At 36.4% G+C, this 23,519-nt stretch carries 23 protein-coding genes; 18 read left to right on the forward strand and 5 right to left on the reverse strand.

Annotated elements, in window-relative coordinates:
- The 3 genes from ACIQ6Z_RS04525 to rplS form a co-directional block, all read left to right on the forward strand.
- Positions 1-670: class I SAM-dependent methyltransferase (locus ACIQ6Z_RS04525; RefSeq protein WP_396209746.1), on the forward strand; the 670-nt coding region annotated here is incomplete at its 5' end.
- A 17-nt stretch (positions 671-687) separates the two neighbouring features.
- A complete protein-coding gene (gene trmD, locus ACIQ6Z_RS04530; protein WP_396209747.1) occupies positions 688-1,368 on the forward strand; it encodes a tRNA (guanosine(37)-N1)-methyltransferase TrmD in 681 nt (226 codons plus the stop codon).
- A gap of 228 nt (positions 1,369-1,596) precedes the next feature.
- Positions 1,597-1,953 carry a 50S ribosomal protein L19 gene (gene rplS / locus ACIQ6Z_RS04535; RefSeq protein ID WP_396197574.1) on the forward strand — a complete coding sequence of 119 codons (357 nt, stop codon included), beginning with the start codon at positions 1,597-1,599 and terminating at the stop codon, positions 1,951-1,953.
- Positions 1,954-2,072: 119 nt separating this feature from the next.
- Here rplS and glyA read toward each other — a convergent pair whose 3' ends face one another.
- Positions 2,073-3,347 carry a serine hydroxymethyltransferase gene (gene glyA, locus ACIQ6Z_RS04540; protein WP_396209748.1) on the reverse strand — a complete coding sequence of 425 codons (1,275 nt, stop codon included), beginning with the start codon at positions 3,345-3,347 and terminating at the stop codon, positions 2,073-2,075.
- Between the two features lie 113 nt (positions 3,348-3,460).
- Here glyA and fahA point away from each other — a divergent pair, with 113 nt between their 5' ends.
- Together fahA and ACIQ6Z_RS04550 are read left to right on the forward strand one after the other, a co-directional pair.
- Positions 3,461-4,747: a fumarylacetoacetase gene (gene fahA / locus ACIQ6Z_RS04545; protein WP_396209749.1), complete on the forward strand. Its 1,287-nt coding sequence runs from the start codon at positions 3,461-3,463 to the stop codon at positions 4,745-4,747.
- A gap of 197 nt (positions 4,748-4,944) precedes the next feature.
- Positions 4,945-6,168, forward strand: coding sequence for an NADP-dependent isocitrate dehydrogenase (locus ACIQ6Z_RS04550; protein ID WP_396209750.1), 1,224 nt, complete (start codon positions 4,945-4,947; stop codon positions 6,166-6,168).
- Positions 6,169-6,224: 56 nt separating this feature from the next.
- On the opposite strand, the gene ACIQ6Z_RS04555 is transcribed toward ACIQ6Z_RS04550, so the two are convergent.
- The gene (locus tag ACIQ6Z_RS04555) at positions 6,225-6,887 is read right to left on the reverse strand and encodes a hypothetical protein (RefSeq protein ID WP_396209751.1); all 663 of its coding nucleotides are present in this window, start codon (positions 6,885-6,887) and stop codon (positions 6,225-6,227) included.
- A gap of 128 nt (positions 6,888-7,015) precedes the next feature.
- Here ACIQ6Z_RS04555 and ACIQ6Z_RS04560 point away from each other — a divergent pair, with 128 nt between their 5' ends.
- From ACIQ6Z_RS04560 to ACIQ6Z_RS04585, 6 genes are all read left to right on the forward strand, one after another.
- Positions 7,016-9,385 (forward strand): carboxypeptidase-like regulatory domain-containing protein, encoded by a 2,370-nt coding sequence (locus ACIQ6Z_RS04560; protein ID WP_396209752.1) that lies wholly within the window; start codon positions 7,016-7,018, stop codon positions 9,383-9,385.
- Positions 9,386-9,389: 4 nt separating this feature from the next.
- On the forward strand, positions 9,390-10,211 hold the full coding sequence (locus ACIQ6Z_RS04565; RefSeq protein WP_396209753.1) for a DUF4249 domain-containing protein: 822 nt from the start codon (positions 9,390-9,392) through the stop codon (positions 10,209-10,211).
- 15 nt (positions 10,212-10,226) lie between these two features.
- The gene (locus ACIQ6Z_RS04570; protein ID WP_396209754.1) at positions 10,227-10,889 is read left to right on the forward strand and encodes a thiamine diphosphokinase; all 663 of its coding nucleotides are present in this window, start codon (positions 10,227-10,229) and stop codon (positions 10,887-10,889) included.
- Between the two features lie 61 nt (positions 10,890-10,950).
- Positions 10,951-11,901: a 23S rRNA (adenine(1618)-N(6))-methyltransferase RlmF gene (gene rlmF / locus ACIQ6Z_RS04575; RefSeq protein ID WP_396209755.1), complete on the forward strand. Its 951-nt coding sequence runs from the start codon at positions 10,951-10,953 to the stop codon at positions 11,899-11,901.
- Between the two features lie 48 nt (positions 11,902-11,949).
- Complete coding sequence (uvrB, locus tag ACIQ6Z_RS04580) at positions 11,950-13,938, forward strand: excinuclease ABC subunit UvrB (RefSeq protein WP_396209756.1); 1,989 nt, start codon at positions 11,950-11,952, stop codon at positions 13,936-13,938.
- 90 nt (positions 13,939-14,028) lie between these two features.
- Positions 14,029-14,499 (forward strand): DUF4375 domain-containing protein, encoded by a 471-nt coding sequence (locus ACIQ6Z_RS04585; protein ID WP_396209757.1) that lies wholly within the window; start codon positions 14,029-14,031, stop codon positions 14,497-14,499.
- Here ACIQ6Z_RS04585 and ACIQ6Z_RS04590 read toward each other — a convergent pair.
- The gene (locus tag ACIQ6Z_RS04590) at positions 14,496-14,897 is read right to left on the reverse strand and encodes a TerB family tellurite resistance protein (RefSeq protein ID WP_396209758.1); all 402 of its coding nucleotides are present in this window, start codon (positions 14,895-14,897) and stop codon (positions 14,496-14,498) included. The genes ACIQ6Z_RS04585 and ACIQ6Z_RS04590 overlap by 4 nt on opposite strands.
- A gap of 45 nt (positions 14,898-14,942) precedes the next feature.
- On the opposite strand from ACIQ6Z_RS04590, the gene ACIQ6Z_RS04595 reads away from it, so the two are divergent.
- Positions 14,943-15,731 (forward strand): alpha/beta hydrolase, encoded by a 789-nt coding sequence (locus ACIQ6Z_RS04595; RefSeq protein WP_396209759.1) that lies wholly within the window; start codon positions 14,943-14,945, stop codon positions 15,729-15,731.
- Positions 15,732-15,768: 37 nt separating this feature from the next.
- Complete coding sequence (locus ACIQ6Z_RS04600) at positions 15,769-16,233, forward strand: DUF1456 family protein (RefSeq protein ID WP_396209760.1); 465 nt, start codon at positions 15,769-15,771, stop codon at positions 16,231-16,233.
- Positions 16,234-16,357: 124 nt separating this feature from the next.
- Here ACIQ6Z_RS04600 and ACIQ6Z_RS04605 read toward each other — a convergent pair whose 3' ends face one another.
- Together ACIQ6Z_RS04605 and ACIQ6Z_RS04610 are read right to left on the reverse strand one after the other, a co-directional pair.
- Positions 16,358-17,308: a phosphoribosylaminoimidazolesuccinocarboxamide synthase gene (locus tag ACIQ6Z_RS04605; protein ID WP_396209761.1), complete on the reverse strand. Its 951-nt coding sequence runs from the start codon at positions 17,306-17,308 to the stop codon at positions 16,358-16,360.
- Positions 17,309-17,382: 74 nt separating this feature from the next.
- Entirely contained in the window at positions 17,383-18,339 is a 957-nt protein-coding gene (locus ACIQ6Z_RS04610) for a PhoH family protein (protein WP_396209762.1), read from the reverse strand.
- 106 nt (positions 18,340-18,445) lie between these two features.
- Here ACIQ6Z_RS04610 and ACIQ6Z_RS04615 point away from each other — a divergent pair, with 106 nt between their 5' ends.
- From ACIQ6Z_RS04615 to dnaN, 5 genes are all read left to right on the forward strand, one after another.
- The gene (locus tag ACIQ6Z_RS04615; RefSeq protein WP_396209763.1) at positions 18,446-19,276 is read left to right on the forward strand and encodes an S-adenosyl-l-methionine hydroxide adenosyltransferase family protein; all 831 of its coding nucleotides are present in this window, start codon (positions 18,446-18,448) and stop codon (positions 19,274-19,276) included.
- Between the two features lie 2 nt (positions 19,277-19,278).
- Positions 19,279-19,575 (forward strand): putative quinol monooxygenase, encoded by a 297-nt coding sequence (locus ACIQ6Z_RS04620; protein ID WP_396209764.1) that lies wholly within the window; start codon positions 19,279-19,281, stop codon positions 19,573-19,575.
- A 65-nt stretch (positions 19,576-19,640) separates the two neighbouring features.
- Complete coding sequence (gene gldF, locus ACIQ6Z_RS04625; RefSeq protein ID WP_396209765.1) at positions 19,641-20,366, forward strand: gliding motility-associated ABC transporter permease subunit GldF; 726 nt, start codon at positions 19,641-19,643, stop codon at positions 20,364-20,366.
- Complete coding sequence (gldG, locus tag ACIQ6Z_RS04630; protein WP_396209766.1) at positions 20,366-22,051, forward strand: gliding motility-associated ABC transporter substrate-binding protein GldG; 1,686 nt, start codon at positions 20,366-20,368, stop codon at positions 22,049-22,051. The genes gldF and gldG overlap by 1 nt, the downstream gene beginning before the upstream one ends.
- An 86-nt stretch (positions 22,052-22,137) precedes the next feature.
- A complete protein-coding gene (gene dnaN, locus ACIQ6Z_RS04635) occupies positions 22,138-23,256 on the forward strand; it encodes a DNA polymerase III subunit beta (protein ID WP_396197551.1) in 1,119 nt (372 codons plus the stop codon).
- Positions 23,257-23,519: the final 263 nt, after the last annotated feature.

Raw genomic sequence — 23,519 nt, forward strand, 5'->3', positions numbered from 1 at the left:
ATTAGAATTATTAGGTGACGTTACCGGTAAAAAAATACTGCATCTTCAATGCCATTTTGGGCAAGATACGCTCTCGCTTTCCAGAATGGGAGCCGAAGTAACCGGAGTAGACTTTTCAGAAAAAGCGATTGAAAAAGCCAAAGTACTTTCACAAACGTTACATTTGAAGGCTCAATTTGTATGTTGTGACATTTATGACACTCCAAATTTTATCCACGAAAAATTTGACCTTGTGTTTACCAGTTATGGTTCCATAGGCTGGTTTCCCGATTTGAACAAATGGGCAGAGGTGATTTCGAAGGTATTGCGCCCGGGTGGCCAATTCATCATGGCTGATTTTCACCCCGTCGTTTGGATGTTTGACAACGATTTTAAAAGCGTTTTATACCATTATTTCAATACCGAAGCCATTATAGAAGATGAATCTGGTACTTATGCCGATCGAGAAGCAGAAATTGCCAACCAAACAATCACTTGGAATCACCCAACATCAGAACTCATAAACGCATTGATTTCGAATGGATTAGAATTGAATTGTTTTAACGAATATGATTATTCACCGTATAATTGTTTCAATGAAACCGAAGAATTTGCACCTCAAAAATATCGCATCAAGCATCTAGAAAATAAAATTCCAATGGTGTATTCCCTATCGGCCACTAAAAAATAATCTACTATCTTTGCCTCATGCGAATCGATATTATCACAGTATTACCCGAATTAATGCGAAGCCCATTCGAAGCTTCTATTATGAAACGTGCCATTGAAAAAGAGCTGGTAGAAGTTCATTTTCATAATTTAAGAGACTATACCACAAACAAACAAAAAAGCGTTGATGATTATCAATTTGGAGGTGGTGCTGGCATGGTGATGACGGTACAACCTATTGATGCGTGCATTTCTAAACTTAAAACCGAAAGGAATTACGACGAAATCATATACATGACCCCAGATGGAGAAACCATGAACCAAAAAATGGCCAATTCCATTTCGATGTATGAGAATATATTAATATTGTGTGGTCATTATAAAGGAGTGGATCAACGGGTGCGTGACATGCACATAACCCGTGAAATTTCAATAGGCGATTATGTATTAAGTGGCGGAGAAATTGGTGCTATTGTATTTTGTGATGCGATCATTCGATTGATTCCAGGTGTCTTAAGCGATGAAACCTCAGCATTAACGGATAGTTTTCAAGACAATCTATTGTCGCCACCTATATATACACGTCCAGCCGATTATAACGGATGGAAAGTCCCTGAAATATTGTTAAGTGGTAATTTTCCAAAAATTGAAAAATGGCGCGAAGATAGGGCCTACGAACACACAAAAAACAGAAGACCCGATTTATTGGAAAATGATTAATTAATTTTGATTTTCTGATGCTCTGAGATGTTCTGATGTTCTGATATTCAGAAAATCCATTGTCTTAAAATCTGAAAATCCATTATCTGAAAATCCGATTTTCAACTATTTTAGAACTTCAAATTTGTTTATCCAATTTTTTTTTATACTTTTGCAGCCACTTTGAATCAACCTCTGGCGATAGACGTGTATGTTGCTTTGAATCAAATTTATTTTATTTATTAAACTATGTCAAATTTAGTTGATTTCGTTAATAACGAATTTGTAACCAGAAAAGATTTCCCAGAATTTGGTGCCGGTGATACAATCACAGTGTACTATGAAATTAAAGAGGGTGAAAAAACAAGAACACAGTTCTTTAAAGGAGTTGTAATCCAAAGAAGAGGAACTGGAGCTACTGAAACTTTTACAATTCGTAAAATGTCAGGAGCAGTTGGAGTAGAGCGTATTTTTCCAGTAAACTTACCTGCATTACAAAAAATTGAAGTGAACCAAAGAGGTAAAGTGCGTAGAGCTCGTATCTACTACTTTAGAGAACTTACTGGTAAAAAAGCAAAAATCAAAGAAAGAAGATACAAAAACTAGTATCCACTTTCTCAAGTATAAAAATCCCGCAATTGCGGGATTTTTTTTTGGGGTTATCATTGTCTCAAAAAAAAGCAGTGTCTACACACTGCTTTTCTTTATTATAAAGTAACGTCGATTTAAAACACAAACATAGCGCGTTCGCCCATTAACTCATTTACTTCTTCTGCTACTTGTTCTAGTACTGTTTCATCGGTAAAATTCATCAATACTTTATCAATTAAAGCAACAACTGTTTCCATATCCTCTTCTACTAAACCACGAGTCGTAATCGCAGGAGTTCCGACACGAATTCCAGAAGTTATAAAAGGCGATTTGTCATCAAAAGGAACCATGTTCTTATTAACTGTAATTTCTGCTTTCACTAAAGCATTTTCAGCGTCTTTACCCGAAATGTTTTTGTTGCGCAAATCGATCAACATCATGTGATTATCAGTGCCTCCGGAGATTAATTTATATCCTCTTTTATTAAAAGCTACTGCCATTGCTTGCGCATTGCTTTTAACTTGCATCGCATAACGGAAAAACTCATCGGTCAAACATTCTCCAAATGCCACTGCTTTAGCCGCAATAATATGCATCAACGGTCCGCCTTGGTTTCCAGGAAAAACTGACATATCCAAAATATGCGACATCATTCTGATTTCCCCTTTTGGTGTTGTCAATCCCCATGGATTTTCAAAGTCTTTACCCATCATGATCATCCCTCCTCTAGGTCCGCGTAATGTTTTATGGGTCGTAGTGGTTACAATATGACAATGCGGAATAGGATCATTTAACAATCCTTTCGCGATCAATCCCGCTGGATGCGAAATGTCGGCTAATAATAAAGCCCCTACACTATCTGCAATTTCACGGAAACGTTTAAAATCCATATCTCTAGAATACGCAGAAGCACCCGCAATAATCATTTTGGGTTTGTTGGCCAAAGCAATTTCTTGAATTTTATCATAGTTCAAAACCCCTGTTTCTTCCTCAACACCATAAAAAACGGGATTGTATAATTTACCCGAAAAATTTACCGGAGAACCGTGCGTCAAGTGTCCACCATGAGCCAAATCAAATCCTAGAATGGTATCACCTGGTTTCAAACATGCTGCAAAAACAGCCGTATTGGCTTGAGAACCTGAATGCGGTTGTACATTTACATAATCGGCACCAAATAAAGCTTTTGCTCTATCGATAGCAATTTGCTCCACAATATCTACCACTTCACATCCACCATAGTATCTTTTACCAGGGTAGCCTTCGGCATATTTATTGGTTAAACAAGAACCTGCAGCTTCCATTACTTGGTCACTGACAAAGTTTTCGGAAGCAATTAATTCAATTCCATGAATTTGTCTCTCCTGTTCGTCTAGAATAAGGTCAAAAATTTGTTCGTCGCGTTGCATTGTGAAAGTTATTTCGTTAAAATTAGGTCAAAATTACGAAAAAGGTTTGTTAGATTGTGAGATAATTTTATATTTGATTCATAATTTTTCAACAACAAACTAACAATAAAAATATGCCAAATATTGCCAATGATCCGAACAGAAAATCATGGATTGCTGTTCCTGAAAATAGTGATTTCCCGATACAAAACATACCATTTGGTGTATTCATTACTAAAGAAGATGTAATTACCATAGGCACGCGTATTGGAAACTGCGCCATTGATATGGGTGCTTTACAACAACTCGGATATTTTGAAGGTATTGAATTGACAGACGATATGTTCATGCAAGACACCTTAAATGATTTTATCTCCGACGGTAAAAAAACATGGCGTTTGGTGCGCAATAGATTGGCCGAACTTTTCGATGAAAATAATCCAAAGCTGAGAGACAACAAATCACATCGTGATATCATCATCTTCAGAGTGGACGATATTGAAATGTTATTGCCCGTTCAAATTGGAGATTATACCGATTTTTACAGTTCTAAAGAACACGCTACGAACGTAGGCAAAATGTTTCGCGATCCTGAAAATGCATTGTTGCCCAACTGGCTACACATACCTGTAGGCTACCACGGTAGAAGTTCTACCATAGTGCCTTCTGGAATTCCAGTACACAGACCTTACGGACAAACATTGCCAAATGGCGAGTCAACCCCGGTATTTGGTCCGTCTCGATTAGTAGACTTTGAATTAGAAACCGCATTTATCACTACCGATGCCAATTTAATGGGTGAACCAATTCCAGTAGAGGAAGCGGAAGATCATATTTTCGGAATGGTTTTATTTAACGACTGGAGTGCACGCGATATCCAAAAATGGGAATATGTACCTTTAGGCCCATTCTTAGCCAAAAACTTTGCATCTTCTATATCTCCATGGATTGTTACTATGGATGCCTTGAAACCTTTTAGAGTTAAAGGTCCTGAGCAAGTACCAACACCATTACCATATCTTCAACAAAAAGGTGAAAAAGCCTTTGATATTAATCTGGAAGTTGCTATTAAACCCGAAATATCCGAGGAAACTATTGTATCACGTTCTAATTTCAAATACATGTATTGGTCTATGGCACAGCAATTGGCACACCACACAATCAATGGCTGTAGAGTAAATTCGGGAGATATGATGGGAAGTGGCACCATTTCAGGACCCACTGAAGATTCATTTGGCTCCATGCTAGAGTTGACTTGGGGTGGACAAAAACCGATTCTAATGAAAGATGGTAGCGAACGTAAATTCATCAATGATAATGACACAGTGATTATTAGAGGATTTTGTCAAAACGACAAAGTTAGAGTTGGATTTGGTGAAGTAAGCAGTAAGTTGTTACCCGCTATAAATTTAAAGTTCTAATAAAATAGCTCGTCTATTTCTATCAAATTATCATTATTAAGATTAAAAAATATCAAATTAATAATTCAAACGATTTCGTATGGGTATTGCCAGCAATTGAAGTGAATTTATTATCTTTGTGACCGCATTTTAACAAACAGAATAATACGTGTCGCGTAGCTGAATTCTTGGCACGAGACAAAAACAAACCTAACAATATGGTAAAAATTAAAGTAGCCAATCCGGTTGTAGAATTGGATGGCGATGAAATGACTCGAATTATTTGGAGCTTTATTAAAGAACAATTAATTCTTCCTTATTTAGATTTAGATATCAAATACTATGATTTAGGTATCGAAAGCAGAGAAGCAACTAAAGATCAGATCACAATTGATTCTGCTGAAGCCATTAAAAAATACAATGTTGGTATTAAATGTGCTACCATTACTCCAGATGAAGAACGCGTAAAAGAATTTGGACTTTCTGAAATGTGGAAATCACCTAATGGAACGATTCGTAATATCGTAGGTGGAACCGTTTTCCGCGAACCAATCATTATGAGCAATGTACCACGTTATGTTCAAGGATGGACAAAACCTATCGTTATTGGTCGCCATGCATTTGGAGATCAATACAAAGCAACTGATAAAGTGATCAAAGGAAAAGGAACGTTAACCATGTCCTTTACCAATGAAGCTGGTGAAACCACTACTTGGAATGTCTATGATTTTAAAGGTGATGGTGTAGCAATGTCTATGTACAATACCGATGAAAGTATTTATGGCTTTGCACATTCTTCATTCCAAATGGCTTTAACTAAAAAGTGGCCTTTATACCTTTCTACAAAAAACACCATTTTGAAAGCGTATGATGGAAGATTCAAAGATATTTTTGAAGAAGTATTTCAACAACATTATAAAGCTAAATTTGACGCGAATGGAATTATCTATGAGCATCGTTTAATTGACGATATGGTTGCTTCTTGTATGAAATGGAACGGAGGATTTGTATGGGCTTGTAAAAACTACGACGGTGATGTTCAATCGGATACCGTTGCACAAGGATTTGGTTCGTTAGGTCTTATGACCTCTGTATTGGTTACTCCAGATGGAAAAACTGTAGAGGCTGAAGCGGCTCACGGAACTGTAACCCGTCACTACCGCCAACACCAACAAGGCAAGAAAACATCTACTAACCCAATAGCATCCATTTTTGCTTGGACAAGAGGTTTAGAACATAGAGGTAAATTAGACGGCAATCAAGAATTAATTGATTTCTGTAATAAATTAGAACAAGTGTGTATTGAAACGGTTGAAAGTGGAAAAATGACTAAAGATTTAGCCATGTTACTAAAACCAGAAGGTTTAACCGATACTGATTATTTAACTACCGAAGATTTCCTTCAGACTTTAAAAGTAAATTTAGATCAGAAATTAGCCTAATCGCTATGACTCTTTATAAAAAAAGCGCTCCAATTGGAGCGCTTTTTTTATAGCTGTTATTTATCTTCTTCTTTTACCACTACAATAGTAGCTTTTATTCCTGTGGTTAGATTCCATTCATTAGAAGTAATTAAATTTCCCGAATCATCAAACACACTAAATGCAGCCGTATTGGGTCCAGATGTTCCCTGATTTAATGCTTCAAAATCTAATTTATTAAATCCATTAGTAATGTCAATATAGTATTCTTTAACAGTTGCCTCCAATAGTATTTCATGAATAATCGTCCGATCGTTTAACAGCAACCTAACACGATCACCATCCGGATATTCATGATCTCTGCAAACTATTTTTACATACTTGGCTTTGGTTTTAAACTCCCCCAAAAATTGATTGCTTCTGTATTCGGGTTGTATGGCCTTATCTTGATTGTTTAACTTGTTTTTTAAGTCCTCACCGGGATTTTTAAAAGGCGTTTTTTCAACCAAGACACTTTCTTGACCTTTGTCTTTCTTTAAAATGGAATACCTTTTTAAATACGAATCATCTTTGTCTAAAATACTTTTAAAAGGCAAAGAAAGAGTATTTGACTTGGTTTCACTCTTAACAGGAACATCCCAGTTTAATTTAAACTTAGGCGCTTTAAAAGGAGTATCTTTTTGTGCCCATCCCAACACAGAAACAAACAAGCAAACAGGAAGTAGCATTTTAAAAATCATAAGCAATAAATCCTTTAAAATGTAAAATTAAACTATAAATTGAGTTTTAAACAATAAATTAACATAAGTTTTAAAAGATTTGCCAACTATAATTACCAAATTTGTAGTCTAACATTCATACCCACTTTATGAAAAAGCGACTGCTCGTTTTATGGATTACCTTCTTTAGCATTTTGGGATTTTCTCAAGATAAAGTTACCTTAAGTGGAAAGGTCATCGACAGCAATAATAATGAAACACTAATCGGTGTATTGGTAGAAATTCCAGTATTAAAAATAAGCACTTTTACCAATGAATATGGTTTTTTTTCACTAACGGTTCCACCAGGTTCTTATGAAATTCAAGCCAGTACAATTGGATACGAAACCAAGACTACAAAAATTTCATTGTTAGAGAATAGCAAAATTACAATTGAAATTATAGCCAATGCTAAAGAACTTGCTGCCGTAGTGGTATCCAAGAATCCGTATCGCATGAACATTCATAAGCCTGAAATGAGTGTCAATAAAATAGCATTAAGTACTATTAAAAAAATGCCTGCTATTTTAGGCGAAATCGACATATTAAAATCCATTACCACGCTACCGGGTGTTACCAATGCAGGTGAAGGTCAATCTGGATTTAATGTTCGTGGAGGTGCTGCCGATCAAAATCTCATCTTAATCGACGAAGCTACTGTTTTTAATTCCTCACACTTATTTGGATTCTTTTCAATCTTTAATGCCGATGCCATCAAGGATTTGAAATTATACAAAGGAGGCATTCCGGCCCGTTTTGGCGGAAGAGTAGCCTCAGTTCTCGATATATATCAGAAAGAAGGAAATAGCAAAACGTTCAATTTAACGGGTGGCATTGGACTCATCTCTAGCCGATTAATGGCAGAAGGTCCTCTAGTGAAAGACAAAGGTTCGTTTTTAATTGCGGGTCGTAGTTCCTATGCGCATTTATTTCTGAGATTAACCGACAATAAAAATTCGGCATATTTTTATGATTTGAACACCAAATTAAGTTACAAACTAAACGAAAACAACAACCTATATCTTTCAGGTTATTTTGGACGGGATGTATTTAGCTTAAACAACAACTTCATAAATACCTACGGAAATACCGTTTTCAATTTACGTTGGAATCATTTATTTTCTGATAAGCTTTTTTCAAATACCTCACTGATTTATAGCGATTATTATTATGGATTAACCTTGGACTTTGTTGGATTTAATTGGGATAGTGGTATTAAAAATTACAATTTTAAATACGACTTAAAACACTATCTTAGTGATCAAACCAAATTGTTTTATGGAGCCAATGCCATTTATTATGATTTTAATCCCGGAAAAATAGTGCCTTCAAATGCAACTTCAGGTATCAATCCGGATCAATTGGATAAAAAATATGCTTTTGAACCTGCCATTTATTTCGATGTAGAACAACAACTTTCTGATAAATTATCGATCAATTATGGGGTGCGCTACAGTCTTTTTTACCGCTTGGGCCAACAAACAATAAATACGTATGCAAACAATCAAGCCGTCGTTTTTAATTCGGAACAGCAGATCTACGAAAAAGCAACTCCAACCGGAAGCGTTTACTATGGATCGAACGAAACTATAGCAAAATTCAATAATCTAGAACCTAGAATAGCCATCGCTTATCTATTAAACGACAACCAATCCATAAAAGTGAGCTACAACAGAATGTCTCAATACCTACATCTAATTTCGAATACGCAGTCACCTACCCCTTTGGATGTTTGGGCACCTAGTGATAATTTTTTAAAACCTCAAATACTTGATCAAATGGCTGTAGGGTATTTTGCCGAACTCAAAGATGGAAAATACAGCCTAGAAATTGAATCCTTTTATAAAAAAATAAAAAACCGATTGGATTACATTGATGGTGCCGATTTAATTGCCAATAATGCGATCGAACAAGTGGTTTTAAATGGAAATGCTAGAGCGTATGGTTTGGAAGTTTTGGTTCGAAAAAATGAAGGTAAATTTAACGGATGGCTTTCGTACACCGTTTCGCGCTCAGAACAACAAACTCCAGGCAGAACTTCTTTAGAATCTGGAATTAACAATGGTGCTTGGTACAAAACAGGTTGGGATAAATTGCATAACTTATCAGTAACTGGCATGTACAAATGGAATGAAAAATGGAGTTTTAGCGGTATTTTTACCTTGCAATCAGGACAACCCGTAACCTATCCTAACGGGCAATACCAATACCAAGGCATTACTATTCCTACATATGGATTGCGTAATGAAAACCGACTACCAACCTATCACCGTTTGGATATTTCTGCTTCTTTACTTCCTAATAAAAATAAAAACCGAAACTGGCAAGGCGAATGGGTCTTTGGAATTTACAATGTATACAGTCGTAAAAATGCTGCCTCAATTAGCTTTAGACAAAATCAAGATTCTGGAAACAACGAGGCGGTTCGTTTGTCTATTTTTGGAATGGTACCCAGTGTAACCTATAACTTTAAATTTTAATCTCATGAAAGCCACTTTTCAAATAATATGTTTATTATCTATCGTATTTTTTAGCTCATGCGAAGATGTTATTGAGGTAGATTTAGATACAGCTCCAGCAAAATTAGTAATTGATGCCGCACTTAAATGGAAAAAAGGCACAACTGGAAACCAACAAACTATAACCTTAACCACCACTACCGATTTCTACGCTACAGAAGTACCACCAGCATCAGGGGCAATTGTCTTTGTTACCAACGAAAATACTGTACGATTTGATTTTATAGAAACTCCAGGAACCGGAAATTATGTTTGTTCTAATTTTATTCCTGAGATTGGACAAACGTATGTATTAACCGTAATCTATCAAGAACAAACCTATACGGCAACCGAACAATTAGTGGCAGTACCTCAAATTGACTCGGTAGAGCAAAACGATAATGCCGGTTTAACAGGTAATGAAATTGAAGTTAAATTTTTATTTCAAGACCCTGAAAACACTCCCAATTTCTACTTGATTCAATTTTATACACCTTACAGTGTTATGCCTGAATATGATGTAATTGATGATGCTTTTTTTCAAGGCAATCAAATATTCGGGTTGTATGCTAGTGATCGATTGAAAATTGGAGATGAAATCCAATTTACTTTACACGGCATTTCCCAACGCTATTATAATTATTTAAATATTCTTTTGAGTGTTGCAGGAACTAATAGCGGGAGTCCGTTTCAAACACCACCAGCAACAGTGAGAGGAAACATTATCAACCAAACAAATTTTAATAACTTTGCATTGGGCTTTTTTAGTGTTTCAGAAAACGACCAACAAACCTATATCATTCAATAGCTTAAACCCAAGACCATGTCCTCTCATCACATTGTTCGCGACGATCAAGAACCAGCATTAATCATTGCCAATGGAGCAGCTTGTAGTCAGGAACTAATGGGGCAATTATTGGAATGGTCGCCCCGAATAATTGCACTGGATTCGGCTATCGATCGTGTAGCGGCTTTGGGCATAAAAGTAGATGTTGTTTTGGGTGATTTTGACAGAGATTTCAATCCACAACATTATTTAGAAGAACAATTTCCTTTGGAAATCATTCATGTACCAAATCAAGACAAAACCGATATAGAAAAAGCGTTTGAGTACCTCATCGAAAAAGGACATAAAGCGGTTAATGTCATTTGGGCTTCAGGCAAACGTGCGGATCACACATTGACTAATATGACGACAATTGTTCAATATCGTAACCAACTCAAGATTGTTGTCTTAGACGATCACTCAAAAGTGTTTTTACTCCCTAAAAGATTTGACAAATGGTACACCGCAAACACTACATTATCATTGATTCCTGTGGGAAAAGTAAACGGCATTAGCACGCAAAATCTGATGTATCCACTCCACAATGAAACTCTAGAATTGGGGTATCGAACAGGAACAAGTAATCACGTGCTCACCGATGGTATTGTTACCATTACACATGAATCAGGGGATTTATTACTTATGGAATGTTGGGATTAACTCCCTAATTACCTTGTACACCTCTGCAAAAAATACTACATTTGGCTAGCGAATTATTTTCATGAAAAGCAAAACTGTTCCCAGCGAAAAAAGCAATCTGCATCCTAGAAATCCACATCGATTTAGATATGATTTTCAGAAACTAACCGCGGTCTTACACGAGTTAGAAGCTCATGTGGTTACCAATGCTATAACAAACGACACCACGATCGATTTTAGTAACGCTGAAGCTGTAAAAACTTTGAACAAAGCCTTACTCCTTTCAGAATATGGAATTGACAATTGGGACCTACCCCCCAATTATTTATGCCCCCCTATTCCAGGAAGAGCCGATTATATTCACTATTTGGCCGATTTACTAACCGAATCCAATGAAGGAATACTCCCAAGAGGAGAACATATCGTAGGTTTAGACATTGGTGTGGGTGCCAATTGCATTTATCCAATACTTGGTCTTTCGAGTTATGATTGGAGCTTTGTAGGGGTTGACATAGACGAAAATGCACTTCAAAATTGTAAAAAAATAATTGCACAAAATCCCCAAATAAGCGAAGCCATCAGTTTGCAATTACAAACCGAACCGCGATATATTTTTAAAAACATCATTTTACCCGAGGATAAATTTAGTTTTACGCTTTGTAATCCGCCGTTTCATGCCTCCGCATCAGCAGCTTCAAAGGCAAATTCAAGAAAAGTAAACCAATTGAAGTCGGCCGAAAAAAAATTAAATTTTGGCGGACATGATGCTGAATTATGGTGTGTTGGTGGCGAAATCGGATTCATCACACAGATGATTTACGAAAGTGTCAAATATCCCTTTCAATGTTTTTGGTTTACTACATTAGTTTCTAAAAAAGACAATTTAAAAACCATTTACAGAACCCTCAATAAAGTAGGAGCTGTGACGATAAAAACGATTGAAATGGCACAAGGCCAAAAAAGAAGTCGGTTTGTGGCTTGGACCTTTCTTAGCGAAAAGCAACAAAAGGAATGGCGTTTTTCTAACGAATAAAACCTAACTTTGTACCTTTACACCTTTTCAAACTTTGCGTAACGCTTCATGAAATTCCAAGTCGTCTCTGAATATAAACCTACTGGTGACCAACCACAAGCTATTGAAAAACTTTCAAAAGGCATCAGCAATGGCGAAAAATACCAAACTTTATTAGGAGTTACCGGTTCTGGAAAAACATTTACCGTAGCAAACGTAGTACAAGAAGTACAAAAACCAACCTTAGTTTTAGCACACAACAAAACATTAGCAGCTCAGCTGTATTCTGAATTCAAACAATTTTTTCCGAATAATTCGGTACAATATTTTGTTTCGTATTATGATTACTACCAACCAGAAGCCTTTATTCCTGTTACAGGGACCTATATTGAAAAAGACTTATCGATCAACGAAGAACTCGAAAAATTACGACTAAGTACTACTTCAGCACTACTTTCCGGACGAAGAGATATTATTGTAATTTCATCCGTTTCTTGTTTGTATGGGATTGGAAATCCGGTCGAATTTCAGAAAAACGTCATCAATTTAGAAACCGGACAAATTATTTCGCGTACAAAAGTATTGCACAGCTTGGTACAAAGTTTGTATTCGCGTACAGAAGCCGAATTTACTCCCGGAAATTTCCGTATCAAAGGAGATATCCTCGAGATTTTTCCAAGCTACGGCGATGAACCATTTCGCGTTCACTTTTTTGGAGATGAAATCGAAGAGATTGAAGCGTTTGATGCCCGCACCGCTCAAGTGATTGAACGCTATGAAAAACTGACCATTTACCCGGCAAATATGTTTGTGACCTCACCCGATGTCCTACAAAATGCGATTTGGGAAATCCAACAAGATTTGGTAAAACAAGTCGATTATTTCAAAGAAATCGGCAAACATTTAGAAGCCAAACGCTTGGAAGAACGCACCAATTTTGATTTGGAAATGATTCGCGAATTGGGTTACTGTTCCGGAATTGAAAACTATTCGCGTTATCTTGACGGCAGAGAACCCGGCACACGTCCGTTCTGTTTGTTAGATTATTTCCCAGATGATTATTTAATGGTTGTCGATGAAAGTCACGTCACAATATCCCAAGTACATGCCATGTATGGTGGCGATCGCAGTCGGAAAGAAAATTTGGTCGAATACGGTTTTCGATTACCGGCAGCCATGGACAATAGACCGTTAAAGTTTGAAGAATTTGAAGGGCTACAAAACCAAGTCATTTATGTATCGGCTACACCCGCCGATTATGAATTACAAAAAACCGAAGGGGTTTATGTGGAACAAGTCATTCGCCCAACAGGATTATTAGATCCAATTATCGAAGTGCGCCCGAACGGCAATCAAATTGACGATTTAATCGAAGAGATTCAATTGCGTTGCGAGGCAGACGAACGGGTTTTAGTGACCACTTTAACCAAACGTATGGCAGAAGAATTGGCCAAATATTTGGCAAAAGTCGCCATTCGTTGTCGCTATATTCATTCTGATGTTGATACACTCGAACGGGTGGAAATCATGCAAGATTTACGAAAAGGCATTTTTGACGTTTTAATTGGAGTAAATTTATTACGCGAAGGTTTGGATTTACCCGAAGTTTCGTTAGTCGCAATTTTGGATGCTGATAAAGAAGGTTTTTTACGCAGCCATCGCTCGCTGACACAAACGGTAGGAAGAGCCGCGCGAAACGTCAACGGAAAGGCAATCATGTATGCCGATAAAATCACGGCTTCCATGCAAAAAACAATAGACGAAACTACGTATCGACGTGAAAAACAAATTCGGTACAATACCGAAAACAACTTGGAACCCAAAGCCTTGAATAAAAGTTTGGGCAGTGCTTTAAGTGGTAATTCCGTCTCTACTGGATATTATGAAAAGGAAGCCTTAAAAGCAGCTGAGCCCGAAAGCTTATATTTATCCAAACCCGAAATCGAGAAAAAAATACGAGAATACCGAAAACAAATGGAAAAAGCGGCCAAAGAATTGGACTTTATGCAAGCCGCAAAATTACGAGACGAAATCAAAGCATTACAAGATAAGTTATAAGTTGGGAGTTAAGAGTATTGCTGTTAAGAGGCTCTTGGTTACGTGAATTTAGACTACTGTGATAATAAAAATAATTTAAAGAAAAAACGAATGAAAACGATTAACAACATATTACGACTTGAAGACGAAGTAGCCATTATTGAAGCGATTGGCACATTAATTTGGGAAAAGAAAGAAGCTACAGAAGATTTCTCTGAACTTACGGATGAAGAACAAGTATTTGTATTCATCGATATTTTTGAAGGAGCTATGGGAGACGGTGGATTTCAACTCTTTTTTACTTCGGAAGCCGGAAACTTTGTAGAGGAAATCATTACCTCATATCAAGAAATAAAAGCTCCTAAAACTGCCGAAATTATCGCAAATGCAGTAAAGATTTTTCCAAAAAAATACACTACAGATTTAACCGAACGCCAAGCATTAATTGCAAAAGCAGATGAAGAAGTACTGTCGGGTTGGGAAGATTTGGACGAAATTTTCTTTACCAATGAAAGTGAAGAAGATGTTGTGAGTTTAATTGTTGCTTACATCAAAGAAAACGAATCGCAGTTTGGAAATTAATTGTGCTGCTCGCTAAAAATAGCCAACAATACTTCTGCCGAAACCATTTGATTGGGCGAAGTTTTCATCAAGTGTAATATGCGTTTCATGGCATAGGGATTCAATCCCATGTTGATGCCCAATTCATTAATTTTCACTTGTTCTCTTTCGTGGAGTACCCCATCACTATGCATCAATAAAGCCAATCGATAAAATTGACATATTCTATTGAATTCATCTTTGATGACCTTACTTTGTCCGCGATTGGCAAATAGCTTAAGGAATGTAGCTTTGTCAATTTGCAGTTCTTGAGCAACGATTTCTAAAAAATCATACTCTCTATCGTGCAATGCGCCATCAACAAGCGCAAAGTCTATCATTTCTTGTAACAAACTGATTTTTTCTTGGTAAGTCTCCATCAAAATAGTATTTTTATGACACAATTGGTCTATCAAATATAAAAAATGAAAAAACAATTCCTCTTTTTTTTGCTCTTTTTTTCAACAGCTGTTAGTAGCCTTTGGGCACAAAAAAATGTAACCACCTTTCTTTTAGAAGCCCCACAACTCCAAACCACCAAAAAAATCTGGCTATATTTGCCTGAAAATTATGCGCAAACCACCAAAAAATATCCGGTATTGTATTTGCACGATGGCCAAAATTTATTTGATGCAGCGACATCCTATGCTGGAGAATGGCACATTGATGAAACTCTTGACAGTTTAAAAGCAGAAACCATTGTAGTAGGAATCGCTCACGGTAATGAAAAACGCACAGACGAACTAACACCATATAAAAACCAACAATATGGCGGTGGTAATGGAACACTTTACCTCGACTTCATTGTCTCCCAACTCAAACCTTACATCGACACGAATTACCGAACAAAAACCGGTCGCTACCATACCGGAATTGGAGGCAGTTCACTAGGGGGATTACTCTCCTATTATGCGACCATTACCTATCCAAAAGTATTTGGCAAAGCCATGGTTTTTTCCCCCGCATTTTGGATCAATCCCGAAGTCTTTACACGCACCGAACAAATAAAAACATTAAAGGCAAAAATCTATTTCATGTGTGGCGACAGTGAAAGCGAAACCATGGTAGCAGATATGGATCGCATGGCATCGTTGTTGAACACTACACGTTGCTCCTGCTTACACTTGACAAAGAAACGGGTTATACGACTGGGAAAACATAACGAAAAATTATGGGCAAAAGAATTCGCAAAAGCGTATCTTTGGCTGTTTTAATTTATAAAAGTACCTTTAAAGTACCTACTTTACTACTATGAACAATAACGATGTTTTTAAAAAGTTGCGTGTAGCCTTGCAATTGCGTGACGATCAAATAATTGAAATCTTAAACTTAGTCAATTTTAGGGTTTCAAAAGGTGAATTAGGCAATGTCTTTCGCAGTGAAGATCATCCCAATTTTATGGAATGTGGCGACCAATTGTTGCGTAATTTCTTAAACGGTTTGGTTATTTATTTGCGTGGTACCAAAGAAGATCCGAAACAACCTATGGAAGTGCTGCAACAGGTAAAAACATCAAAAATACCTTTAAAAGAAGTGTACGCTAAAGAAGGTGATGCGAAACCAACGTATAAAAAAGGCGAAGCAAAAAAACCGTTTACACCCAAAACAACCGGTCCTAAAAAACCCTTTGGCAAAGGAAAACCTGCTGCTAAAAATCAAAAACCAGAGAGCCCGGTCGAACGCTTTACGTTCAATTCGGGAAAAAATAAAAAATAGTATCAATTAGAATATATGCTTTTAGGAAAGAAATTCAATAATCTAAAACCTAAATCCTATCATATAGCAAGTACAAAAAATCCCGAGTTAACACTCGGGATTTTTCTTGAATAACTAGTTGCTATTATTTGTTTTCTAAGTATAGTAATACATTTTTCGCAATACGTTCTTGAATATTAGAAATATCCGCTTTTACAAAAGAATCACCAATAATATTCTCAAACAATTCAATATAACGCTCGGAAACCGTTTCGATATACGTATCTGTCATGTTTGGAATTTGTTGCCCTTCTTTTCCTTGAAATCCGTTTTCAATCAACCAACGGCGCACGAACTCTTTTGACAATTGCTTTTGTTCTTCATTGTTGTTTTGTCTTTCTTTGTAGCCTTGTGCGTAGAAATAACGCGATGAATCTGGTGTATGGATTTCGTCGATTAATACGATTTGACCGTCTTTTGTCTTTCCAAATTCGTATTTCGTATCCACTAAGATTAAACCGCGAGACGCTGCAATTTCAGTTCCTCTTTGGTATAATGCTCGGGTATATTTTTCTAAAATTAGATAATCTTCTTCCGTTACAATTCCATTAGCTAAAATAGCCTCACGCGAAATATCTTCGTCGTGCGAACCGTTATCAGCTTTGGTTGTTGGGGTAATGATGGGTGTTGGAAATTTATCGTTTTCTTTTAATCCTTCTGGCATTTCCACACCGCAAAGTAGTCTTCTACCCGCTGCATATTCACGTGCTGCATGCCCCGATAAATAACCACGAATAACCATTTCGACTTTAAAAGGTTCACACAAATGTCCTACTGCAACATTTGGATCGGGAGTAGCCACTAACCAATTGGGAACAATATCTGAAGTTAACTCCATGAATTTTGTAGCAATTTGGTTTAAAATTTGTCCTTTATACGGAATTCCTTTGGGCAAAACCACATCAAATGCCGAAAGTCGATCGGTTGCCACCATCACTAATAAGTCATCATTAATGTTGTACACTTCTCTAACTTTTCCTCTGTAAACCGATTTTTGTCCTGGAAAATTAAAATTTGTAGTGGTAATTGTATTCATGTGTTGTGTTGTTAGTTGTGTGGTGCAAAAGTAAAAAAAAGACACTAATATTAGTGTCTCTTTTTAGGAATAATTTAATCGTTATTTTCAATGCTTTTATAGGCATCAATAATTTTCTTGACCAATCTGTGACGCACGATGTCTTTGTCGTCTAAAAAAATGATTCCAACACCTTCTACATCTTTTAATATGAGAATGGCTTCTTTTAATCCAGAGATGGTGCGTCTTGGTAAATCTACCTGGCCGGGATCGCCCGTAATCATAAATTTAGCATTTTTTCCCATACGCGTTAGAAACATTTTCATTTGGGAATGCGTGGTATTTTGAGCTTCGTCTAAAATAACAAAGGCGTTATCTAGCGTACGACCCCGCATAAAAGCCAAAGGCGCAATTTGTATAATCCCTTTTAAAATGTAATCTTCTAGGGTTTGTGGAGGCAGCATATCGCGCAAAGCATCATAGAGTGGCTGCATGTAGGGATCTAATTTTTCTTTCATATCTCCCGGTAAAAATCCTAAATTTTCACCTGCTTCTACAGCCGGACGTGTTAATATAATGCGCTTGACTTGTTTTTCCTTTAAGGCTTTTACTGCCATTGCCACTCCCGTATAAGTTTTACCTGTACCAGCCGGACCAATGGCAAATACCATATCGTTTTTATAAATGGTATCGACCAATTTTTGTTGGTTGGGTGTCATGGCTTTAATCAGCTTACCTCCTATCCCATGGACTAAAATTTTATCACGATCGTTCATATGATGTGCCTCATCGTGTTGGTGTGTGGTTTCCAGCACCCGAAGAATCACATTATCATCTATACTATTGTAGCGCGAAAAATGCTGCATCAATCGTCTAAAACGGGTTTCAAATTCGTCTAGAATTTCCGCCTCGCCAAACGCTTTTAAGGTTGTTCCTCGAGCCACAATTTTTAACTTCGGATAATATTTCTTAATGCTTTCAAGATGAGCATCTTGCGTTCCCCAAAATTCTTTTGGTGCAATATCGATTAATTCTATGACTCTTTCGTTCAAAGGCGTTGTTTTTTTAATTATTTTTGAAGCGCTAAATTTATAGTAGCTTTGCAATCAAATTTAGTAAAAACAGCTGTTGTTTTTAAAATAAGTTATAAACAAATAAATGTCAATAATTACGTTAACTACCGACTTTGGACACAAAGACTATTTTGTAGGCGCTTTGAAAGGAAAAATACTGTCTGAACTCAAAGAGGCAACACTTATTGATATTTCGCATTCCATAGATTTATTCAACACCTTAGAGGCCAGTTATTGTATTGAAGCGGCCTATTCGAGTTTTCCAAAAGGCACCATTCATATCATTGGCGTCGATAGCGAACGTGTAGGCGACGCACAACACATAGTGCTGCAATGGGACGATCATTTTTTCATTTGTGCCGATAACGGTATCCTAAATGCCTTGCTACAAAAAAAAGTAGCACAAAAAATGGTAGCCATTAACATTCACGAACGTTTGCAAAGTAATGCTAGTGATATAGATGTTTTTGTAACCGTGGCTTGCCATATTGCCCGTGGTGGATTATTGAACGTTATTGGAAAAGATATTACCGACTTAAAACCTGTAAATGCGGTCAATACAACGGTATCTAATGACTTAAAAACACTCAAAGGACAAATCATTTATATCGACTCTTTTGGAAATTGTGTAACCAATGTATCGCAAAAACAGTTTATTGAAGTAGCCCGCAATCGAAAATTTGAGATTCAGATAAAAAACAAAAAACTGACCCGAATTCATAAAAACTATTCCGATTTTCCAGTTGCAGAAAACAAACAATTAAAAGATTTTGAAGGCGATTTTTTAGCCTTATTTAATGAAAATGGCTTTTTGGAAATTGCTATTTATAAGAGTAATCCAAAAACTGTGGGGGCTGCTTCTACTTTATTGGGTATTAAATTTAGAGACACCATAACCATCGAATTTAAAAATTAATCATGTTCATACGAATCGTAAAAATGCGTTTTCACGAAGACAAAATTGCTGCTTTTTTGGCCAATTTTGAAACCGTTAAATATCACATTCGAAATTTTGAAGGAAATCAGTTTCTAGAACTCTATCAAGATAAAAATGACTCACGTATCTTTTTTACCTACAGTTATTGGGAAAACGAAGCAGCCTTAGAAAAGTATCGCAACTCCATACTATTTAATGAAGTTTGGAGTTATACTAAAACATTATTCAGTGACAAACCTGAAGCATGGAGTGTGAATCGATTGGTAACTTTGATTTAGGAGATGGAAGTTAGGAGATGGGAGGAACTTTTAACCTTTTAAACACATAAACATTTAATAAAAAAATGAAAGCATTGTTATTACGCGAAATTAAATCCTTTTTTGGTTCGCCCATTGGGTATTTGGTGATCGCTATTTTTCTTTTACTCAACGGCTTGTTCCTTTGGGTTTTTGAAGGCGAATTCAACATCTTAAATTCAGGATTTGCCGATTTAGGTCCGTTTTTTAAATTGTCCCCATGGATTCTAATTTTCTTAATTCCTGCGGTAACCATGCGCAGTTTTTCTGATGAAAAAAAACAAGGCACTATCGAATTGTTGTTTACCAAACCTCTTTCCAATTGGGACATCGTAAACGGGAAATTCTTAGGCGCTTTTATATTAATTGTTTTGGCTATTGTTCCTACCCTAATTTATGTTGTTACCATTTCGCATTTTGGCAATCCGCAAGGCAATATCGACATTGGAAGTACCCTCGGATCTTATTTTGGATTGTTGTTTTTAATAGCAGCTTATACTGCCATCGGTATTTTTGCCTCTACCCTTTCAGACAATCAAATCGTAGCTTTTATCGTGGCCGTTTTTTGTTGTTTCTTTTTCTATTTTGGATTTGATGGCATTGCTTCACTTCTAGGAAATTACAGTTCGCTATTTGCTGCATTGGGTATGGATTTTCATTTTAAAAGCATGAGTCGCGGTGTTATAGATACGCGTGACATCGTGTATTTTTTGAGTATTACGTTTCTATTTTTATCGGCAACGGTTTATCAACTTAAATCTCTTAAATGGTAATGAAAGTAGCAAAAAAAACAGCCGTAAAGCAAATAGGAAGTATAGTGGTCGTTTTGGTTGTACTCAATTTACTGAGCCATTACTTTTTCAAACGCTTTGACTTAACACAGGACCAACGCTATACGTTGTCGGAAACGACTTTAAAAATTATTAAAAAAATTGATAGTCCTTTATATATTGATGTATATCTAGAAGGTAATTTTCCGCCCGAATTCAAACGCTTACAAAACGAGACCAAACAATTATTAGAAGAATTTTCGGCCTACAATTCAAATATTGTATTCCAATTTAAAAACCCTATTGAAAAAGAAAGCATGCGGGTGGAAGTCATGAAAGCCTTTTATGAGCGTGGCATGCAACCGTTGAGCATTACTGTTGAGGAGAAAGGAAAACAGTCGCAAGAAGTAGTATTTCCATGGGCACAAGCTACCTATGGCGATAAATTTACCAAAGTGAGTTTGTTAAAAAACCTAATGGGTGCTTCAACTGAGGAAAAAGTTATTAGTTCGGTACAGCATTTGGAATTTGGATTTGCAGAAGCCATCACTAAAATTTCGAAAGAAAAACAAAAGAAAATTGCGGTTATCAGAGGGAATGGCGAATTACACGATATTTTTATTGCAGATTTTGTAAAGTCGGTTCGCGAAAGTTACTACATCGGGACTTTTACATTGGATTCTGTTCAAAAACAACAACCGAAGCAAACTCTAGAAGCACTAAAAAAATACGATTTAGCCATCATTGCTAAACCCACTGAAGCCTTCACGGAAGCGGAAAAACAAGTAGTAGACCAATTCATTATGAACGGCGGAAAAACGCTTTGGTTAATGGATGCCGTTGCTGCGGATATGGACAGCTTGTATAATGAAACAGGCACAATTTTAGCCTATCCACGCGAATTGAATTTAACCGATTTATTCTTCAAATATGGTATTCGTATGAATCCCTTATTGATCAAAGATGAATATGCTACACCCATAAAAATTGCAACGGGCAGTCAAGGAAGCGAAACGCAATTGCAACAATACAATTGGAAATTTGCCCCTTTTATTTATCCAACTTCCACCCATCCCATCGTAAAAAATATGGAGGGGATTAAGTTCGAATTTACAAGTCCGATTGAATTATTAACGAATGACTTGAAAAAAACGGTGTTGCTGAGTTCATCTGAATATTCAAAAACAATTGGAACACCAACCCCAATTTCGTTAGCTTCAATTAGCGAAGAAACCACACCCGAAGAATATGCCGGAAAAGGATTACTACCCGTGGCGGTTATGATGGAAGGAAAATTCAAATCGGCCTACCAAAACAGGATATTGCCTTTTGCTGATTCACAATTTAAAGCCGTAGGAAAAGACAATAAAATGATTGTCATATCAGATGGAGATGTAATCAAAAACCAATTAGACAAAGGGATGCCATTGGAATTGGGATTTGACAAATGGACCAATCAACTCTATGGTAATAAAGAGTTTTTGCTGAATTGTGTAAATTATTTATTAGACGATAACGGACTTATTAACATCCGAAGTAAAGATGTCGATTTACCCTTATTGAACAAAGAAGAAGTTTATGCAAATTATACCAGCGCACAGCTGATAACTGTTGGGTTACCACTACTAATTTTAGCTCTATTTGGATTTTTATTTACTTTCTTACGCAAAAAAAGGTACAGCCGTTAGTTGTTGATAATTTGTTTTTGCATTTGAATAGATTTAGAATATATTTGTGAAATATAAAATCAATAACGATTTTAAAATACATGATGATGAAGTTTATAGTATCAAGTTCGTATTTATTAAAACAATTGCAAGTTTTAGGAAGTGTTATCAACAGCAGTAATACTTTACCTATTCTTGATAATTTCTTGTTTGAATTAGACAATAACGCATTAAAAGTTTCGGCTTCCGATCTAGAAACTACCATGACAGCTACTTTAGAAATTGATTCTAAAAGTCAAGGAAGTGTTGCTATTCCGGCGAAACTTTTATTGGATATCTTAAAAACCTTTCCAGAGCAACCCCTTACTTTTACTGTTGAAGACAATTCTACGGTAGAAATTAGCTCAAACTCGGGTAAATATGCAATTGCTTACGCACCAGGAGAAGAATTTCCTAAAGCAGTAGTTTTAGACGATCCTTCAAAAACAATTGTTCCTGCCGAAGTATTAGCAACCGCAGTAAGCAAAACTATCTTTGCCGCTGGAAACGATGATTTACGCCCAGTAATGAGCGGAGTTTTCTTTCAATTTTCACCAGAGGGATTAATTTTTGTAGCCACCGACGCTCACAAATTAGTAAAATATGCACGCACCGATGTTAAAGCATCACAAGTAGCCGATTTTATTATGCCTAAGAAACCATTAAATATTCTTAAAGGAATTTTAGGCGCTTCTGATGCTGAAGTAGCTATCGAATATAACGATGCAAATGCAACATTTTCGTTTGAAAATTATGTGTTAACGTGTCGTTTAATTGATGGAAAATATCCAAATTATGAAGCGGTTATTCCAAAAGAGAATCCAAATAAATTATTAATCAATAGAGTACAATTTTTAAACTCGGTAAGACGTGTAGCTATTTTTGCTAACAAAACTACGCATCAAATCCGTTTAAAAATCGCAGGAACCGAATTGAATATTTCGGCAGAAGACATTGATTATTCTAACAAAGCAGACGAACGCTTAACGTGTGATTACCAAGGTGATGACATGCAAATTGGTTTCAACTCGCGTTTCTTAACCGAAATGTTGAACAATTTATCGAGCGACGAAATCCAATTGGAAATGTCGATGCCAAACCGTGCAGGAATTTTAACTCCAGTAGATGGCCTAGATGAAGGTGAAACCGTAACCATGTTAGTAATGCCAGTTATGCTGAGCAATTAATAAAAATCTAAACCAACCTTAACTTAAAAACCACTTAGCTGTAAAGCGAAAGTGGTTTTTTAATATGGTCTAACCCCAAATAGCAAAAGGAAAGCACTAAGGACTCAAAGATTTTTTAGAACACGGATGAAACAGATTTAACTGATGCTTGCGGATTTATTTAAACGTAAAGTAAAACGCTGTGAAACTTCGTGCGAGACTTTGCGAGACTTTGTGTAACTACAAAAAAACTTCTAACTTCCAACTTCTAACTTCTAACTTTA

Source organism: Flavobacterium sp. (assembly GCF_044376915.1).
GTDB lineage: Bacteria > Bacteroidota > Bacteroidia > Flavobacteriales > Flavobacteriaceae > Flavobacterium.

What these genes read in the sequence shown, in the direction of transcription:
- trmD (WP_396209747.1), top strand. Translation starts at nt 688, where the DNA reads ATGCGAATCGATATTATCACAGTATTACCCGAATTAATGCGAAGCCCA.
- rplS (WP_396197574.1), top strand. Translation starts at nt 1,597, where the DNA reads ATGTCAAATTTAGTTGATTTCGTTAATAACGAATTTGTAACCAGAAAA.
- glyA (WP_396209748.1), bottom strand. Translation starts at nt 3,347, where the DNA reads ATGCAACGCGACGAACAAATTTTTGACCTTATTCTAGACGAACAGGAG.
- fahA (WP_396209749.1), top strand. Translation starts at nt 3,461, where the DNA reads ATGCCAAATATTGCCAATGATCCGAACAGAAAATCATGGATTGCTGTT.
- ACIQ6Z_RS04550 (WP_396209750.1), top strand. Translation starts at nt 4,945, where the DNA reads ATGGTAAAAATTAAAGTAGCCAATCCGGTTGTAGAATTGGATGGCGAT.
- ACIQ6Z_RS04555 (WP_396209751.1), bottom strand. Translation starts at nt 6,887, where the DNA reads ATGATTTTTAAAATGCTACTTCCTGTTTGCTTGTTTGTTTCTGTGTTG.
- ACIQ6Z_RS04560 (WP_396209752.1), top strand. Translation starts at nt 7,016, where the DNA reads ATGAAAAAGCGACTGCTCGTTTTATGGATTACCTTCTTTAGCATTTTG.
- ACIQ6Z_RS04565 (WP_396209753.1), top strand. Translation starts at nt 9,390, where the DNA reads ATGAAAGCCACTTTTCAAATAATATGTTTATTATCTATCGTATTTTTT.
- ACIQ6Z_RS04570 (WP_396209754.1), top strand. Translation starts at nt 10,227, where the DNA reads ATGTCCTCTCATCACATTGTTCGCGACGATCAAGAACCAGCATTAATC.
- rlmF (WP_396209755.1), top strand. Translation starts at nt 10,951, where the DNA reads ATGAAAAGCAAAACTGTTCCCAGCGAAAAAAGCAATCTGCATCCTAGA.
- uvrB (WP_396209756.1), top strand. Translation starts at nt 11,950, where the DNA reads ATGAAATTCCAAGTCGTCTCTGAATATAAACCTACTGGTGACCAACCA.
- ACIQ6Z_RS04585 (WP_396209757.1), top strand. Translation starts at nt 14,029, where the DNA reads ATGAAAACGATTAACAACATATTACGACTTGAAGACGAAGTAGCCATT.
- ACIQ6Z_RS04590 (WP_396209758.1), bottom strand. Translation starts at nt 14,897, where the DNA reads ATGGAGACTTACCAAGAAAAAATCAGTTTGTTACAAGAAATGATAGAC.
- ACIQ6Z_RS04595 (WP_396209759.1), top strand. Translation starts at nt 14,943, where the DNA reads ATGAAAAAACAATTCCTCTTTTTTTTGCTCTTTTTTTCAACAGCTGTT.
- ACIQ6Z_RS04600 (WP_396209760.1), top strand. Translation starts at nt 15,769, where the DNA reads ATGAACAATAACGATGTTTTTAAAAAGTTGCGTGTAGCCTTGCAATTG.
- ACIQ6Z_RS04605 (WP_396209761.1), bottom strand. Translation starts at nt 17,308, where the DNA reads ATGAATACAATTACCACTACAAATTTTAATTTTCCAGGACAAAAATCG.
- ACIQ6Z_RS04615 (WP_396209763.1), top strand. Translation starts at nt 18,446, where the DNA reads ATGTCAATAATTACGTTAACTACCGACTTTGGACACAAAGACTATTTT.
- ACIQ6Z_RS04620 (WP_396209764.1), top strand. Translation starts at nt 19,279, where the DNA reads ATGTTCATACGAATCGTAAAAATGCGTTTTCACGAAGACAAAATTGCT.
- gldF (WP_396209765.1), top strand. Translation starts at nt 19,641, where the DNA reads ATGAAAGCATTGTTATTACGCGAAATTAAATCCTTTTTTGGTTCGCCC.
- gldG (WP_396209766.1), top strand. Translation starts at nt 20,366, where the DNA reads ATGAAAGTAGCAAAAAAAACAGCCGTAAAGCAAATAGGAAGTATAGTG.
- dnaN (WP_396197551.1), top strand. Translation starts at nt 22,138, where the DNA reads ATGAAGTTTATAGTATCAAGTTCGTATTTATTAAAACAATTGCAAGTT.